A 17,223-nucleotide genomic window follows, 5' to 3' on the forward strand; every position below is an offset into this window, starting at 1 on the left:
TTAATTTTTTTATTTTGTTTTAAAAATGAAAATGCTGAGAAAGTTATTATTACCCAAGGAAATAAAATGCATCCTATCTCTTCGACATCTATAGAATGCTTGCCCAATGAATTGTTGCTCCCTATCTTAGAGGCTTGCGTAGTTCCTTCCTTATTTAGCGTCTGTAAAAGATGGCATCATCTGCTGGCTTCTGAAGTCATGCCCCCTCTTTATAAGCAAATAGGTAACGTGCATGTTCCTCAAGGAAATGTTAAGGAGCAGGCTCTTATTATAGATAGGATTTATAAGCTAGAAGAAAAGCTTTCTGAAACAGCAAAGGTAAATGCAATCTTTAGGCAAATCTTTATTTTAGCCAAGCCGTTTTCTCCTTTGGAATTTAAATGGAAAACAGAAGAAAAAGCAGGCTTAACGCTGGCTAATTACTTTTCTTATCTTGTAAATATTAATCGCCTTTTACTTTGGAAAAAGCTTCCTGGTGGGGGAGAATACTTGAGCCGAGAAGAAATTAAGCACTTGCCTTTAGAAAAAAAAGGAGAGCTACTTAGAGATTGGATTGAAGAAAATTGTAAAGACTTAACTTTGCTAAATTTATCTGGAGCAGGCTTGATTTATTTACCCCCAGAAATATGCCAGTTGTCTCAGCTGCAATGGCTTGACTTAAGTCAGAACCAGCTTACCAGCCTGCCTGCAGAAATCGGGCAGTTGTCTCAGCTGCAATGGCTTGACTTAAATCAGAACCAGCTTACCAGCCTTCACGCAGAAATCGGGCAGTTGTCTCAGCTGCAATACATCTCCTTAAACCAAAACCAGCTCACCAGTCTGCCTGCAGAAATAGAGCGGCTGTCTCAGCTGCAATGGCTTTACTTAAATCAAAACCAGCTCACCGCTCTGCCTACGGAAATCGGGCAGTTGTCTAAGCTGCAATGGCTTTACTTAAATCAAAACCAGCTCACCGCTCTGCCTATAGAAATTGGGCGGCTGTCTCAGCTGCAAACGCTTGACTTAAGAGAAAACCAGCTCACCGCTCTGCCTGCAGAAATCGGGCAATTGTCTCAGCTGCAAACGCTTGAATTAAATCAAAACCAGCTTACCAGCCTGCCTGCAGAAATCGGTCAACTGTCTCAGCTACAAACCCTTTACTTAAATCAAAACCAGCTTACCAGCCTGCCTGCAGAAATCGGTCAGCTATCTCAGATGCAAACCCTTTACTTAAATCAAAACCAGCTCACCGCTCTGCCTAAAGGAGTGGGGCACTTGTCTCAACTACGAGTGCTTGACTTAAGCCAAAATCAGCTCATTAGCCTGCCTGCAAGCATAGGATGGCTGTCTCGCCTGCTATGGCTTTACTTAAATCAAAACCAGCTCACCAGACTTCCTACAGAAATCAGGCGGTTGTCTCAGCTTATCAAGCTTGAATTAGCGGAAAATCCTTTGAAAAAAATCGTCAAAAAATAAGGCAGTGTTTTCAATTATAGAATGAACTTAAATACTTTTTAAATTAGGGTGAGCTAAAATGAAATAAAAAATTTTAGCCATCCTATCTTTAAAAATTAATCCGCTTTCCTTCCGGCAACTAAGCAAGCTTAAATTAGCCTACACATTATAACGACAAAAAGCTTTTCTCTTTTTCTGCAGGGTGTTACGGCTAGGAGGGCAACCTTTCTTGAAAGGAAAAAGCTAGGCATATTGTATTCCATCATACGGTAGAAGAATTAAAACAAGACGCCAAAAAGAGCCGTTTTTCTTAAATAAGGCACAGAATCAATCTCATTCTTTTAACTAAACCAAAATTGCCGCGTCACTTAATCCCCATAAGCTGTGGCTGCTCCTAAATGCTTGGAAGGTCTACCCCCTTTCCGTGAATCTATCTGGAAAAAAAGCGAGGTAGATTATCTGTGATTTGTTTTCATTGATAAGGATACGAATTGTTTTGACTTGCTTTTTTAACTTTTTTATATTGCCTTTAAAAAATAAAAATGCTGAAAAGGGTTATCCCTACCCAAGGAAACAAAATGCATCCCATCTCTTCGACATCTATGGAAAGCTTGCCCAATGAATTGCTACTCCCTATCTTAGAGACTTGCGTAGTTCCTTCCTTATTTAGCGTCTGTAAAAGATGGCATCATCTGCTGGATTCTGAAGTCATGCCTTCGCTTTATAAAAAAATAGGTAAAGTGCATGTTCCTCAAGGAAATGTTAAGGAGCAGGCTCTTATTGTAGATAGGATTTATAAGCTAGAAGAAAAGCTTTCTGAAACAGCAAAGGTAAATGCAATCTTTAGGCAAATCTTTACTTTAGCTAGTTCTCTTTCTGCTCTAGAGTTTAAATGGAAAACAGAAGAAAAAAGAGGCTTAACGCTAGCTAATTACTTTTCTTATCTCTTAAATATTAATCGTCTTTTACTTTGGAAAAAACTTCCTGGTGGGGAAGAATACTTGAGCCAAGAAGAAATTAAGCACTTGCCTCTAGAGAAAAAAGGAGAGCTTCTTAGAGGTTGGATTGAAGAAAATTGTAAAAGCATCACGTCTTTAGATTTATCTGGAGTAGGCTTGACTTATTTACCCCCAGAAATATGCCAGCTGTCTAAGCTACGAGTGCTTGACTTAAATCAAAACCAGCTTACCAGTCTTCCTGCAGAAATCGGGCAGCTGTCTCAGCTGCAATGGCTTGGCTTAAGAGAAAACCAGCTCACCAGCCTGCCCGCAGAAATAGGTCAATTGTCTCAACTGCAAGAGCTTTACTTAAGTGAAAACCAGCTCATCGTTCTACCTGCAGAAATCGGGCATCTATCTCAGCTCCAAGCGCTTGACTTAAGAGAAAACCAGCTCATCGTTCTACCTGCAGAAATCGGACATCTATCTCAGCTACAAAGTCTTAACTTAAATCAAAACCAACTCACCAGCCTGCCTGAAGAAATCGGGCAGTTGTCTGAGCTCCAAGCGCTTTACTTAGATCAAAGCCAGCTCACCAACCTTCCTGCAGGAATCGGACAACTGTCTCAGCTACGAGCGCTTGACTTAAATCAAAACCAGCTCACCGCACTGCCTATAGAAATCGGGCAGCTGCTTAAGCTGCAAAGGCTTTACTTAAATCAAAACCAACTCATCAGTCTGCCTGCAGAAATTGGGCAGCTGTCTCAACTGCTAAATCTTAACTTACATCAAAACCAGCTCACCGCTCTGCCTGCAGAAATCGGACAATTGTCTCAGCTGCAATGGCTTTACTTAAATCAAAACCAGCTCACCGCTCTGCCTATAGAAATTGGGCGGCTGTCTCAGCTGCAAACGCTTGAATTAAATCAAAACCAACTCACCGCTCTGCCTGCAGAAATCGGGCAATTGTCTCAGCTGCAAGAGCTTATCTTAAGTCAAAACCAGCTCACCGCTCTGCCTAAAGGAGTGGGGCAACTGTCTCAGCTGCGAGTGCTTGACTTAAGCCAAAATCAGCTCACCAGACTGCCTGCAAACATAGGACGGCTGTCTCGGCTGCGATGGCTTTACTTAAATCAAAACCAGCTCACCAGACTTCCTGCAGAAATCAGGCGGTTGTCTCAGCTTATCAAGCTTGAATTAGCGGAAAATCCTTTGAAAAAAATCGTCAAAAAATAAGGCAGCGTTTTCAATTATAGAATGAACTTAAATACTTTTTAAATTAGGGTGAGTTAAAATGAAATAAAAAACTTTTAGCCATCTTATCTTTAAACGAGTAATCCGCACTTAAATCAAAACCAGCTCGCCAGTCTGTCTGTAGAAGCGGTAGAAGAATTGAAAGATTGCGCCAAAAAGAGCCGTTTTTCTCAAATAAGGCAAAGAATCCATCTCATTCTTTTAGCCAAACCAAATTGAACTTTTTAAAGTCAGTTCCAATCATGAAACGGCTCTCTTCATCTAAGGATTTTAACCGTTTCCTAACAGGTTCATTACCACTTGATCCAGCATCCAGCATAAAAGACAACTTAGAGGGTGGGCTTAGGCTTTAGCATGGATTTTATCTTTTAAGCCTGCATGTACCTTATTTGGTACGTATTAAAGCAAGGTTATAAATTTGATGTTTATAAGGAGGCTGCATAGCATGAGCTATAGATGCCAACAAGCCTCTCATCTTATAAAGTAGTTTTATTTTTTAATATTTTTAGGAGGCCAATTTGCTGCGGAAAGAAGGCCAGATTCTTGTATGTTCAGTTTTAGAAACGATAGAACCTAAGGTTAGACTTGATAAATAATATCATTCCTTCAAGCAATAGAATCAAAAAGAAGTTTAGGCAAGATCTATTTCCATCTGCTGATATCTACGCATTTGGTCACGTAGCTCTGCAGCTTCTTCAAACTGCATAGTTTTAGCTGCGCGTTTCATAGCTACTTCTAACGTTTTGATTTTAGTGCGAACTTCTTCTAAGGTAAGATACTCATGCTGGGATTCGGCCACTTTTAAAGTTTTTTTCCTTTTTTTAGACTCTTCCTCTACCTCTTCTACCAAAGGAGAAATTTCTCGATGGACAGTTCGGGGAGTAATCCCATGTTCTGCATTATATTTTTGTTGGATAGCGCGACGTTCTTGAGTGATTCTTAGCGCGTCTTGAATCGCTTTGGTTTTCTTGTCAGCATACATAATGACGCGCCCTTCACTATTACGAGCTGCTCTGCCACAAGTTTGAATTAGCGCCGTTTCGCTGCGTAGGAAGCCTTCTTTATCGGCATCCAATATGCACACTAAGGAAACCTCTGGGATATCTAGACCTTCCCGCAATAAGTTAATCCCGACTAACACATCAAATACTCCAGCCCGTAAATCGCGGATAATCTGCATTCGCTCAATCGTATCAATATCAGAGTGTAAGTATTTAGTATGTACGCCCAGTTCGTTAAGATATTTACTTAGTTCCTCAGATAGACGTTTAGTCAAAGTGGTAACAAGTACGCGGCCCCCCTTGCTCGTATGCTGATGAATCTCTGCTAAGCAATCATCAACTTGTCCTTCAGCAGGGCGCACTTCAATTTCTGGATCAAGTAAGCCAGTGGGGCGGATCACTTGCTCAATCACTTCGCCGCTAGCCTCAGCAACTTCCCAAGGACTAGGGGTCGCGGAAACATAGATCACCTGATGAATACGCTTGTAAGTTTCTTCAAATTGCAAAGGTCTGTTGTCAAAAGCAGAAGGAAGTCGAAAGCCAAAGTTAACCAGTGTTTCTTTACGCGCACGATCTCCATTACACATGGCACGTAGCTGCGGCACCGTTTGATGGGATTCATCAATGATCATTAGATAATCACCTGGAAAATAATCGATGAGACATGGAGGCGGATCACCAGGATTACGCTTACTAAAATGGCGTGAATAATTTTCGATACCCTTACAAAAGCCTATTTCTTTAATCATTTCTAGATCATAACGTGTACGCTCTACAATCCTTTGATGCTCAATATATCTTTTTTCTTTTTCATAATAGCTGGCACGTTCTTCTAATTCGGCCTTAATCGTTTCAAGAGCATGCAAACGAACTTCTTCGGGAGTGACGTGGTGGGAACTAGGATAAATAGTGATATTTTCTAGACGATGCCGTACTTTACCTAATAAAGGATCTATCTCGCTAATCTGTTCGATCTCATCCCCAAAAAACTCTATACGTACTGCCCGCTCCTCTTCGTAGGCAGGAAAAATATCCAATACATCTCCTCTAACACGAAAAGTCGCCCGCGAAAAGTCCATGTCATTGCGTTTATATTGCATTTCTACCAGATGTAGAAGAATCTCATCACGACGCCGCGTCTGACCTGTTTCTAAGGTAAGATTCATTTCGCGATAATACTCAGGAGACCCTAAGCCATAAATGCAAGAAACAGAGGCAACAATGATAACATCGCGCCTTTCTAAAAGAGAACGTGTAGCACTTAACCGCAATTTATCTATGCGATCGTTAATAGCCATATCTTTTTCAATATAAGTATCTGTACGAGCGATGTAAGCTTCGGGCTGATAGTAATCATAGTAGGAGACAAAATATTCTACAGCATTATGAGGGAAAAATGTCTTAAACTCTTGATAAAGCTGCGCTGCTAAAGTTTTATTATGAGCAATAATTAAAGCAGGTCGCTGGGTCCTAGCAATTACATTAGCAATCGTAAAGGTTTTACCCGATCCGGTGATGCCTAATAAAACTTGCGTTTTACGATCCTGCAGAACGCCTTCACTAAGCTTTTCTATAGCTTGAGGTTGATCTCCACAAGGCTTATAATCAGTTACTAACTTAAACATAAATAATTGTAGGTAGAAAGTTTAAGGAAAAATTAAGTATAACATTTTTTCTGAATGCCACAAAGCATATTTTCATTTCTGGCTGAATTTGCTTTGAAGCCTTATTTTAAGCTTTAAAGGGTTGGTAAAAGATAATAACCCCTCCTCCCTCCGTATTTGAAAAAAGCACTTTTGCTCAAGAGAGTCACTTCATAGGCATTAAAGATATTAAACGGTAAAGATATTATATTACGAACTTATATTTAGTAAAAATCAGCCCCCTCTATCTACAGAGCTAGAGCATAGCCTATCAAGCTGCAAACCTTGACAATCAGCAACTCAGTAGCCTTCCTTCAGCAAAATGATGGCTATCTAATCAGATTAAATCTTAAGTTAAAGAAAAATAGGCTGAAAAGCATTTTAGGCTCTTACTGCAAAAGCTTGTGGCTTTATTAACTGATTCGGCAAAGTAAAAAACTGATAATAAGCTTTTAAGGCGCCCTTTAGGCAATCATACTCTTAAAAAACCAGGCCCTTCAGTAAGAGAGACAGCTGAGAGAGACATAAATTTCTTCTTGAAATTACAGCTTTAGCTTTTAAAACCTGCAAAAACAGAAGATTTTAAGAATATAATGATTGAGAGGCAATTTTTTCACGACGTTCGCGAGCTATCCGAGAAATTTTATTCCAATTGCCCATTAATCCCATCGCACTGCGCATTTCTTTTACAGTGGCATTAGAAACCTCGATCATTTTCTGAGTCCCTTCATAAATAATTTCTTCGACCAAGCCCTTCTCTTCAGCAAAATATTGGCGTCGCTCCCGCAGAGGCTCTAAGAAAAGATTTAAAGCTACAGCTAATTTTTCTTTTACTTCTACGTCCCCCACCTTGCCCTCACGATAGCGTTTTTTTAAATCTTCAACTTCGCTTTTATCCTGATTGAAAATTGCATGAAAAGTAAACACAGGATTTCCTTCCACTGTCCCTGGTTGATGAGCATGAATTCTATTAGGATCGGTATACATGCTTTTTACCTTTTTTTCTACGGCCTTTTTATCATCTGACAAAAAGATACAGTTGCCTGCAGATTTGCTCATCTTTCCTTTATTATCAATGCCTACTAAGGTAGGTACATCGCTGATAGAGGCTTCAGGCATAGGAAAAACTTCACCATACAATTGATTAAATCTACGAGCTATGTCTCTTGCCAGCTCAACATGGGCTTCATTATCTTTCCCCACGGGCACTACATGGGCACGGGGCATGAGAATATCGGCCGTTTGCAGAACAGGATATCCTACCAAACCAAAGGGCACACTCTCAGGATCCATATGGGCATTGCGGGCCATTTCCTTCAAGCTAGGTAAGCCTGTTAGACGATTTAAAGAAATCATCATTTCAAAGATAAGATTCATTTCATAAACGGCCGGTGTAGCTGATTGAAGATAAATAGTGGTTTTAGCAGGATCGATACCACAAGCTAAGTAATCTAAGACCATCTCTTTAAGATGCTCACGCATCTTTAGAATATCTTCTTTGGTTGGCTTAGTCGTTAACATATGGAGATCGGCGATAATCAGGTAACACTCATAGTGCTCTTGATAAGCTACTCGGTTTTTTAATGAACCTACATAATGGCCTAAATGTAGAAGACCTGTCGGACGATCGCCAGTAAGAATTCTTTTCTTAGCGTTTTGAGACATATCTATTATCCTTTAAAAATTCATTTCGATTTTTATTAATCCTATTTGATTAGCAAGCTCTACTAAAATGACTAGCAAAGAAAAAATTATGGCCCCTATTAACCCTTCTTTTCCCCCACCCACTTGATAAGAAGAAGGCCAAAACAGCCTATAGCGCTTAGACCATGCCATCAGGGGCGGAAATAATCCTAATAAAATTACAACACCAAAAGCACCGGCATATTCTAAAGCGACTAAAAAGATACGAGGACCAGATAAAGCAAAAACTAACGGCGGAATAAATGTACAGGCAAATAAAACTGCCTGCCCTTTATGTGTTTTTTCTATCTTTAAAGCATCTTTAAGGCAATCAAAGAGGCTTAAAGAAACCCCTAAGAAGCTGGTGAGTATGGCAAAGAAAGAAAAACAACGTGCCACTAAGGCAAGGTGAGTGTTTCCTAAAACTATCGATAGCAGATAGGCCCCGTTAGAGCCATTTTCATAGCCATCTTTTAGCCCATGAGCTCCTTTTAAAGGAATGATCCCTAATGTTAGCAGTTCCCATAGAAGATAAACAATAAAAGGAATCAACCCTCCTACCCAAATAGCCGTTTTTACGTGCGTAATATTCCTTTCCAAATAGTGGATAAGACTAGGAATAATAATGTGAAAACCAAAAGAGGTAGCCACGATAGCTACCGAAATTAGTAAGTACTTGGGATCCACATGTTTTAATAAGCTGATATCTACACAGGGAGCGAGAAATAGAACCATTATCACATACGCCATGGCTAGCCCTGCCATCAATAAGCGATTAAGATAATCTACCGAACGGGTGCCTTGATGTAAAAAGCAGCTAAAAATGATCAATAAGCAGACCGCTCCTAGCCAGGCAGGTAAAGAATAACCTGTTAGCAGTTTTATGCAATCAATAATGATAGGGCCGCTTCCTGCAAGATAAGCTGTAGTTAATGAATAGAGCAAAAACAGGTAAGTCACCCATCCAATCCATTCTCCTGGCCGTCCTAAAGTTTGCTTTGCCATAGAAATGATATTTACCTGGCTCCCCATCGCCAGGTTAACTTCGAGTAGCAAAAGCGCTGTATAGGTCATGTAAATCCAAAAAAGCGCGAGGAGAAAAATTGAGGGAAAAAAACCTGCAAAACCTGTAATCACAGGAAGGGCTAGCATTCCTGCTCCTATAGTTGTTCCCGTTACGAGAAGTATTCCTCCCATAAGCTTATACTGGCTTTTAAGCATCCTACTTTTCCATCGTTAAGAGGTTATCGTCTGATATAATTGTAAAATAATAATGCTTACCGAAGACAAAATGATCAGCAAAAGCATAGGCTTACCTCCAGCGATGAATTGAGGTCCTTTAAAGTTTTTATGATAACGTCCTGACCACACCATCAACGCTGGTAAGATGCCAAAGATAATGACAGCCCCAAATCCGCCTGCATAATTGAGGGCTGTTAAAAATACGCCAGGATGAATAAGTGAGAAAAGATAAGGTGGCAGCAGTGCTAGACTACATAAAGTGATTTTCCCGCCCCTTTTTTTTGGAATTTTAAAACCATCCGCTAAAAAATCGACAAAGCTTAACGCCACTCCCAGAAACGAAGTAACAATAGCAAAGAAAGCAAAAAATTGAGCAATATCTCCCACCCATGAAGCCCCTATTACTAGTTTTAAAGCTTGAGTCGCCATCTGCCCTTCGTTGCAGGCTACTCTTAAGCTATCTCTACCTTCTAAAGGTACAATACCTAAAATAAGCCTCTGCCATGCTAGATAAATAATCAAAGGAATAAAGCTACCGATTGCCAATGCTATGCACAAGCGTCGGCTATCCCTTCCTAAATACTGAGTTAAACTGGGTACCAGATTATGAAATCCAAAAGAGACAATTATAGCAGGGATAATGAAAAAAGCTGCTGACCAATCGCAGTGTTTTAAAAGCTTTTGATCTACATGGGAACTGCCCATAAAGACGATTAAAAGATAGGTAAGAATCAGTCCGATCATAAGCAAACGATTAAATTTGTCAACTGTCCCTGTTCCATTGTAAATCATAAGACCGAATAGAGCGCTCATTACAAGCCCCCCTACCCACCTTGGAAGATGAATGGCAAAAAACAGATCAAAAAAATCGGCAAATAGTGCGCCACTGCCTGTTACATAAGCTACCATCAGAGAGTAAAAAAGAAAAAGAAAAACTATCCAACCCACCGCTTTACCCATCTTTCCTAGCGTTCGATCAGCTAAAGATACCACATTAATATCTTCTTTAAACCAAAGGTTGGCCTCTAACAACAATAACCCTGTAGACAGCATAAAGATCCAACAGATGATAAACATGATGACTGAGGGCTTAAAACCCGCTTGCGCGGATAAGACAGGCAAGCCTAACATCCCAGCACCAATACAACAACCGGCCACTAATAAAATAGCACCTAAAATACTCCCTTGAGAAGCAAACGTTTGATTATTCATGTTTTTTCCAAAAAACAAATTAAAAGCTTGGTGATTAATAAAAAGACAAATAGTTAGAAAAAAATTATGTAGGTGATTTATTGTCACCAAAAGAAGGGTAAAAATCTAGAAAAATAAAATCGAGTACTCATAAGGCTTAGCGTAGTAAATTTTTAGTATGCTACCACTCTAGTTTTATTATTGAGAAGATAAAAATGAAGCTCCAGCTTAGGAAAATATAGCACTCCCTTGAAATTAAAAAGCTTAGAATTCTTATAAAAAAGTTTTTAATAAGTAAGAGGCTATAGAGGATTTTAACAACCTCTTCAAAATGATAAAGTATAGCGTAAAGATAGCCCCCTTGTTATTTACATTTTATGCAAATGCTTATTAATAATAAAAGCAGGTAAGGGAAACGCTTTAACCTAAAAACAAGCTCTAAAGTGGAAATCGCTTTCACTTAATTATCTGGTTTTCAGATGCTCAGAAAATTTTTCTAAACTCTTTGCTTGAAATGATGCTTTTCCACCCGCCGTTGTTCCTGGCCCATTCTTCCCATGTCATATCCTTCAAAATCGACAAACTTAAAGAAACGCTCAAAAGCAGGAAATTTTTCACAAACTTGGCGAGCCATACTTTGGGCAATAAAACGATAGGTAGGATGGCCTGCAGCAGCAGAACGCAACTCACACATCCACTGGAGGGCGCGCAAGTTAATCTGAAAATACCATCTTACATTATAAGCCATAGGAACTACATACTGGGCTTCTTCAGGAAATTCCGTCGCGATTGCCTGGTAAGCCTCTTTAGCTTTATGCATGGCCATTGTGTAATCTTCTTCCAGAGAAGTACCCGAAATTTCAGGAGGGATGTAGTAGCCATAATCACAGCCTAGTAACTGGCGTTCTTGCGTAAGTAGACGATGACGATGGAGGTCACGATAAGCACCAAAATCGGTAATAAATTCGAAAGTAAAATTAGCATGTTCAAGAGCACGGGGAGATTTATGTCGTCGATTTTCGCGCGCGTTACAGCCCGCATCTAGGATGCGAATTAACTCTTCTTCTGGTAATCCCAGGCAATGCTGCCACAGATCCACTAAACTTTTATTGCTATGCGAAAATAATAAGGCAGCAGCTACTTTAATTACGGCATCCTGATCATCGCCTATTAAACGAACACCTGGCTCACTACTTTTTTCAGGATATCCTACGTTAAGATTAGCGACCACCTGAAGATCTGTTTGCATAGCTTCAAAAAATCTACAAAAGTTTTCATGGGTCTTGTGGGTAGATTCAGCCCTACGCACAAAAGAAGGAATTACTTTAGATAATTCATCGCACATTCTTTTTCCAATACCTTGCATTTCCGCTAGATTGTTACAATGGAGCTTATGGATCATCTGCTCATAAAAACGTCCATTGCCAAAAATCCCCATATTAGTCAAGGTTCCTGCAGGCAACAAGCCTCTCAAGCAATCTAATACCTTCGCTCTTAAAGCCGCTGTATAAGCCGTCTTTGAAGCAGTGGGATGATAAGGAAACTTTTCTTCAAACAATTGAGTTAAAGGCGGGATAAGCTTAGAGTAAGTTTCAAAAAGCATATTGCAAGTGTTTACATAGATATCTCGATAAGCAGAAGTCATTAAGATGGGCTCGCGATAAAAAAGGTACTCTCCCTTAACTTTTTGATCAAAATAAATATAGCGTGTAGATTTCTCCAAAGGCGAGCCTCCTATGCGACAGTCTTCAATAAACTTAGCCGATAGCATAGAAACATTTTCAATGGCTATGTGAGCTCCTCCTAGCTCTCCTATAGAGTCATCTCCATATCCATCCAAAATGCGATCATAGAAATTTTGCGCTTTTTTGATAGCTAAAGACTGGTCGTTATCCTGCTCTGAGTGCTCCTTATCTGCCCCAGCAATAGTTAAAAATCCCGATTCTTCTTCATTGGAGATAAATTCTTTAAGTAATAGCGAACGCAGGCCTAAAGTAGAACGCGAGTAGCGTGAAAACAAAGCTCCCTTGATAACCTCAGGAAGATTACGAAGAACGAAAATATGACCACTTGTGTTGGTTACATAACGTTCCAAAATTTTACGTTGGCTTTCTGAGAATTCTTCATAGTCATCTAATAACATACTTTACCCATGAATAGATTTTGCTGGATGGCAAAATTATTGTGCAAACCGAATTCTCTTGCAAGATTAACCTGGAAAAACCACTATAATTAATTAGCAATAGGTTAACCTTTAATAATTTAAATGTAAAATCGTTTATCAACTGATAAGCGGGAGCATTTTTGGCTACCCCTCTTGATGTTTAGATCTTGAAAAAAAACCGCTGTTCAAAAAAATTGACAAATTCCTGCAACATTCATAACATCCTTTAAAATCTTAAGATATTTTCATAAATTCTTACCTTACAAGGCATAAAACAATGAAAGGTATTATTTTAGCAGGTGGCAGCGGCACGCGTTTGCATCCCCTAACCATAGGAGTTTCTAAACAGCTACTTCCTGTCTATAACAAACCCATGATCTATTATCCCCTCTCTATTCTGATGTTAGCTCATATCCAAGATATTCTTATCATCACGACAGCTGAAGAACAATTTTTATTTAAAAGACTTTTGGGTGATGGCTCGCAATATGGCTTATCGCTAAGTTACGCCGTACAAGCTAAACCAAACGGCCTTGCTGAAGCATTTATTATTGGCCAAGATTTCATTGGCAACGATGCTGTTTGCTTAATCTTAGGGGATAATATCTTCTACGGCAACCATCTAGAGCCTTTGCTAGAGAAAGCTCTTTCAAAAGCAATTGGCGCTACTCTCTTTGGGTATGAAGTCAAATCGCCCGAACGTTATGGTGTCGCGGAAGTAAATGAAAAAGGCCTAGTAATCTCTTTAGAAGAAAAACCTGCCCAGCCAAAATCCAATATTGCTGTCACCGGCCTCTATTTTTATGACAATCAAGTGGTAGAAATTGCTCAAAGTTTAAAACCCTCGGCAAGAGGCGAATTAGAAATTACCGATATTAATCGTATCTATATGGAAAAAGGTCAAGTTTCCCTAAATATCATGGGCAGAGGCTTCGCTTGGTTAGATGCAGGAACTTATGAAAGCTTGATGCAAGCAAGCCAATTTGTACAAGTGATCGAAGAGCGGCAGGGCTACTGTATTGCGGCACTTGAGGAAATTGCTTACCATCAAAAATTTATTTCCCTAGAACAACTTTATGCTTTGGGAGAAAAATTAGGTAAAAGTGGATATGGCCAATATCTGTTAGATATTGCTGAAAAAGAAAATAATATTTTAAAGGGTCATGTATGAAGATAAAAAGAGAGATTAGCAATATTCTGGTTACCGGAGGTTCAGGTTTTATTGGCTCAGCCTTTATCCGCTATCTTCTTAGAAATGTCCCTCACTTTAAAGGCTTATGTCTTAATCTTGATCTATTAACCTATGCTGGCAATCCTCAAAACCTAAAAGAAGTAGAAAATGATCCACGCTATCTTTTCTATCAAGGTGACATAAAGGACGAAGTGTTTATTGAGCATCTGTGCCGTAAATATGCGATTAATACTATCATTCATTTTGCAGCCGAAAGTCATGTCGATCGTAGTATTCATGGACCTAAAGAGTTTATTGAGACCAATGTACTAGGTACCTTTCATCTTTTAGAAGTGATCCGCAAGCTCCCTCACATCCATTTTCATCATGTTTCTACCGACGAGGTCTATGGATGCTTAGGAAGTACAGGCTTTTTTACAGAATCAACCCCCTATGCACCCAATTCCCCTTATTCTGCTTCAAAAGCTTCCTCTGATCATCTCGTACGAGCTTATGGAAAAACTTACCACCTCTCTACTTGCATCTCCAACTGCAGCAATAATTATGGTCCTTATCATTTCCCTGAAAAGCTTATTCCTTTGACTATCATTAATTGTCTAAGAAAAAAAACAATACCTGTTTATGGGCAAGGTACTAATGTACGTGACTGGTTGTATGTGGAAGATCATGCCAAAGCGCTTTGGATGTTACTGGAGAAAGGGAATTCAGGAGAAACTTACAATATCGGAGGGGAAGAGGAGTGGCGCAACATCGATCTCATCCATGAAATCATCAAAATTTTTGCCGAGATTAAGCAGATTAATAAAGAGCCTTATATTGAACTCATTGAATACGTGCAAGATCGCCCCGGGCATGACTTCCGCTATGCCATTGATTGCTCCAAAATTAAGAAAGAAATCGGCTGGCATCCTGATCATAACTTCTTCCAAGGCATTAAGGAAACTATCCTATGGTACATCAATCATCCTCTTTGGATTGAAAATGTTCAATCGGGCGCTTATTTAAAATGGATAGACACCAACTACGCAAACCGTTCTCCATGCAAATAAGATGCTAAAATTAAATTTTTTTAAGCATCTTTATCTTCTTAGGCCAAGGAATGCCTAGGTAACCCCCACTCTTTAATTTTTATAAAAATTAGCTTTGCTTGCTTTGCCAAAGAAACAAAGCAAGGTAATCAAATCCTAAATTTTCCTTTTAAGAGGATAGATAGATAGATAGATAAGAGGTTGTTTTTAAAATTTTCCACTTTGATTCTTCAAAGCCTTTGTCTTAAAATTTATTTTAAGAAAAAGAACATTTTATTCATCTTAAAGTTTTCGAAATTTACGAAAACATAGGCTTTTAAAGCAGCTTCTTTACAAACTATTCTTCTAAAACATTTTAAAGAATGCTTTTTGTTAACTTGTCTGCCTTACAAACCTATATAAACTATAATCTCCCTTACGTTGGGGTTATCATCCTGCAGATAGGACATTTATCCGCATGAGGATGACGAGCAGAACAGTATTCACGCGCAAAATAAATGATTTGGAGATGTAATTTATTCCAAGTTTTTGGAGGGAAAAGGAGCTTAAGATCTTTTTCTACTGCTGCAATTGTTTTTCCCTTGCTTAGCCCCCAACGTAGGGCGCATCGATAGATATGAGTATCTACTGGGAAAGCAGGTTTGCCAAAAGATTGACTTAAGACCACAGAGGCAGACTTATGGCCAATGCCTGGCAAGGCTTCTAATTCCTCAAAAGTATCAGGCACCTTGCCTTGATATTTCTCTGCAAGGATTGCTGAAAGACGATGGATAGCAGCAGCCTTACGTGCAGAAAGCCCACAAGGACGGACAATCTTTTGAATATCTTCTATGTCTAACTGTGCCATCTTCTCGGGCGTATCGGCTTTAGCAAAAAGCTTAGGGGTCACTTGATTAACGCATTTATCGGTACATTGAGCAGACAATAGCACAGCTATGAGGAGGGTATAAGGATCTTTATGTATAAGAGGAATAGGAGGATTAGGATAAAGCTTGTTTAATATTGTAAAAATTTTGGCTGCTTTTTCTTTTCTATCCATCTAATCATTTACCGATGCAAAATGTCGAAAATATGGCGGATAATATATCTTCCGAAATGTTTGTTCCAATAATTTTCCCCAGTTCAGTTAAGCATTGCCGCATGTCCAGCGATAAAAACTCTGGAGAGATATTCTCCTTTAAACCTGATAAGACATTTTGGCCTGCTTGAATAGAGAGGTGTAGGGCTTCTCGATGGCGGACATTAGTAATCAACACCTCCTCTTTAGAAGGAGGTCCTTCTTTCCAGATGACAGAGTCGATCACCTGCCGTAATCTATCGAGTCCCGTTTTTTGTTTTGCCGATAAGGGCACTACATAGGGTAGATGAGCGATAACAGGTAAAGATACATGTGGCAAATCGATCTTATTCCATATCACAATCGTCTTAGCAGCAGGGACTTCCTTAAGCAAAAAGTGATCCTGTTCCTCGATCCCTTTTGTAGCATCTAACACAAGAAGAATAAGATCAGCTTGCCCCATAGCTTCTTTGGAGCGACGAATGCCCTCTTGCTCAACCAGCTCATCTGTCACCCGAATCCCTGCTGTATCTAGCAAGCGCAAATTAAGCCCATTTAAACGTATTTCATCTTCGACAATATCGCGTGTTGTTCCAGGAAAATGAGAGACAATCGCCCGCTCTTTATCGAGGAGTGCATTCATTAAAGAAGATTTGCCTACATTGGGACAACCTACCAAACAAAGTGAAATTCCTTCCTGTAATATTTTTCCGTCGCGAAATGTGTTAAAAAGAGATTGCATATCTACAACAACAGCCTCCAAATCCTGGTAAATCTCTTCTAGTGTAGTAAATTCAAGCCCTTCTTCGGGAAAATCAACCCAGGCCTCTAAAATAGCGGCGATCAAGGTGAGACGTTCTTGAAAGCCTAGCACTTTCGCGGATAGGGAGCCTTTTAGCTGACTTTCTGCTGCCTGAAGGGCATATTCATTCTTAGCACCAATCAAAGATTGTACTGCCTCAGCTTGCGCCAGATCTAGCTTACCATTCATAAATGCTTTAAAAGTAAATTCGCCCGGACGAGCGGCTCTTGCACCTGCTTTTAATATAACTTCTAATACATGGCGAGTAATCAAGCTACCCCCATGGCATTGCACTTCCACAGTATCTTCTCCTGTATAAGAGCGGCGTCCACGCATGACCAAGAGCAACACATCATCGATAAACTGATTATTCAAGTCGCGTATTTGACCATAATGAGCCGTATGGGACTTATAGCTATGCACAGGACCGGAAAAAACTTTCTTTGCTACGTCAAAAGCTTGATTGCCCGATATCCGGACAATCGCCACTCCTCCTTCTCCCGGGGGGGTGGCTATAGCAGCAATTGTCTCGCCAGGTACATAAGGTTGATGTATAAAATCCATAGATAAAAAAATTGTAAATTACTAAAAAAT

Annotated in this window: 11 protein-coding genes; 4 read left to right on the forward strand and 7 right to left on the reverse strand. The window is 39.7% G+C overall.

Going from position 1 to position 17,223, the window contains the following annotated elements:
• Nucleotides 1-66: 66 nt before the first annotated feature.
• Together NEOC65_RS00770 and NEOC65_RS00775 are read left to right on the forward strand one after the other, a co-directional pair.
• Nucleotides 67-1,455, forward strand: coding sequence for a leucine-rich repeat domain-containing protein (locus NEOC65_RS00770; protein ID WP_213152487.1), 1,389 nt, complete (start codon nucleotides 67-69; stop codon nucleotides 1,453-1,455).
• 557 nt (nucleotides 1,456-2,012) lie between these two features.
• On the forward strand, nucleotides 2,013-3,608 hold the full coding sequence (locus tag NEOC65_RS00775) for a leucine-rich repeat domain-containing protein (RefSeq protein WP_213155394.1): 1,596 nt from the start codon (nucleotides 2,013-2,015) through the stop codon (nucleotides 3,606-3,608).
• 649 nt (nucleotides 3,609-4,257) lie between these two features.
• On the opposite strand, the gene uvrB is transcribed toward NEOC65_RS00775, so the two are convergent.
• The 5 genes from uvrB to NEOC65_RS00800 all read right to left on the reverse strand — a co-directional run bounded on the left by uvrB (nucleotide 4,258) and on the right by NEOC65_RS00800 (nucleotide 12,529).
• The gene (gene uvrB, locus NEOC65_RS00780) at nucleotides 4,258-6,252 is read right to left on the reverse strand and encodes an excinuclease ABC subunit UvrB (protein ID WP_166158438.1); all 1,995 of its coding nucleotides are present in this window, start codon (nucleotides 6,250-6,252) and stop codon (nucleotides 4,258-4,260) included.
• Between the two features lie 600 nt (nucleotides 6,253-6,852).
• Nucleotides 6,853-7,935, reverse strand: coding sequence for a tryptophan--tRNA ligase (trpS, locus tag NEOC65_RS00785; RefSeq protein ID WP_213155395.1), 1,083 nt, complete (start codon nucleotides 7,933-7,935; stop codon nucleotides 6,853-6,855).
• A 12-nt stretch (nucleotides 7,936-7,947) separates the two neighbouring features.
• Nucleotides 7,948-9,174, reverse strand: coding sequence for an amino acid permease (locus NEOC65_RS00790; RefSeq protein ID WP_213155396.1), 1,227 nt, complete (start codon nucleotides 9,172-9,174; stop codon nucleotides 7,948-7,950).
• A 15-nt stretch (nucleotides 9,175-9,189) separates the two neighbouring features.
• Nucleotides 9,190-10,407: an amino acid permease gene (locus tag NEOC65_RS00795; protein WP_213155397.1), complete on the reverse strand. Its 1,218-nt coding sequence runs from the start codon at nucleotides 10,405-10,407 to the stop codon at nucleotides 9,190-9,192.
• A gap of 475 nt (nucleotides 10,408-10,882) precedes the next feature.
• Entirely contained in the window at nucleotides 10,883-12,529 is a 1,647-nt protein-coding gene (locus NEOC65_RS00800; RefSeq protein ID WP_213155398.1) for an FAD-dependent thymidylate synthase, read from the reverse strand.
• Nucleotides 12,530-12,827: 298 nt separating this feature from the next.
• On the opposite strand from NEOC65_RS00800, the gene rfbA reads away from it, so the two are divergent.
• Together rfbA and rfbB are read left to right on the forward strand one after the other, a co-directional pair.
• Nucleotides 12,828-13,721, forward strand: a complete 894-nt coding sequence (gene rfbA / locus NEOC65_RS00805; RefSeq protein ID WP_213151897.1) for a glucose-1-phosphate thymidylyltransferase RfbA — start codon at nucleotides 12,828-12,830, stop codon at nucleotides 13,719-13,721.
• Complete coding sequence (gene rfbB, locus NEOC65_RS00810; protein ID WP_249270171.1) at nucleotides 13,718-14,791, forward strand: dTDP-glucose 4,6-dehydratase; 1,074 nt, start codon at nucleotides 13,718-13,720, stop codon at nucleotides 14,789-14,791. The genes rfbA and rfbB overlap by 4 nt, the downstream gene beginning before the upstream one ends.
• 394 nt (nucleotides 14,792-15,185) lie before the next feature.
• Here rfbB and nth read toward each other — a convergent pair whose 3' ends face one another.
• Both nth and mnmE read right to left on the reverse strand, forming a co-directional pair.
• On the reverse strand, nucleotides 15,186-15,809 hold the full coding sequence (nth, locus tag NEOC65_RS00815) for an endonuclease III (protein ID WP_166158408.1): 624 nt from the start codon (nucleotides 15,807-15,809) through the stop codon (nucleotides 15,186-15,188).
• A 4-nt stretch (nucleotides 15,810-15,813) separates the two neighbouring features.
• On the reverse strand, nucleotides 15,814-17,193 hold the full coding sequence (gene mnmE / locus NEOC65_RS00820) for a tRNA uridine-5-carboxymethylaminomethyl(34) synthesis GTPase MnmE (protein WP_213155399.1): 1,380 nt from the start codon (nucleotides 17,191-17,193) through the stop codon (nucleotides 15,814-15,816).
• Nucleotides 17,194-17,223 lie beyond the last annotated feature (30 nt).

Origin of the sequence: Neochlamydia sp. AcF65 (assembly GCF_018342435.1) — a bacterium.
Classification (GTDB): Bacteria; Chlamydiota; Chlamydiia; order Chlamydiales; family Parachlamydiaceae; genus Neochlamydia.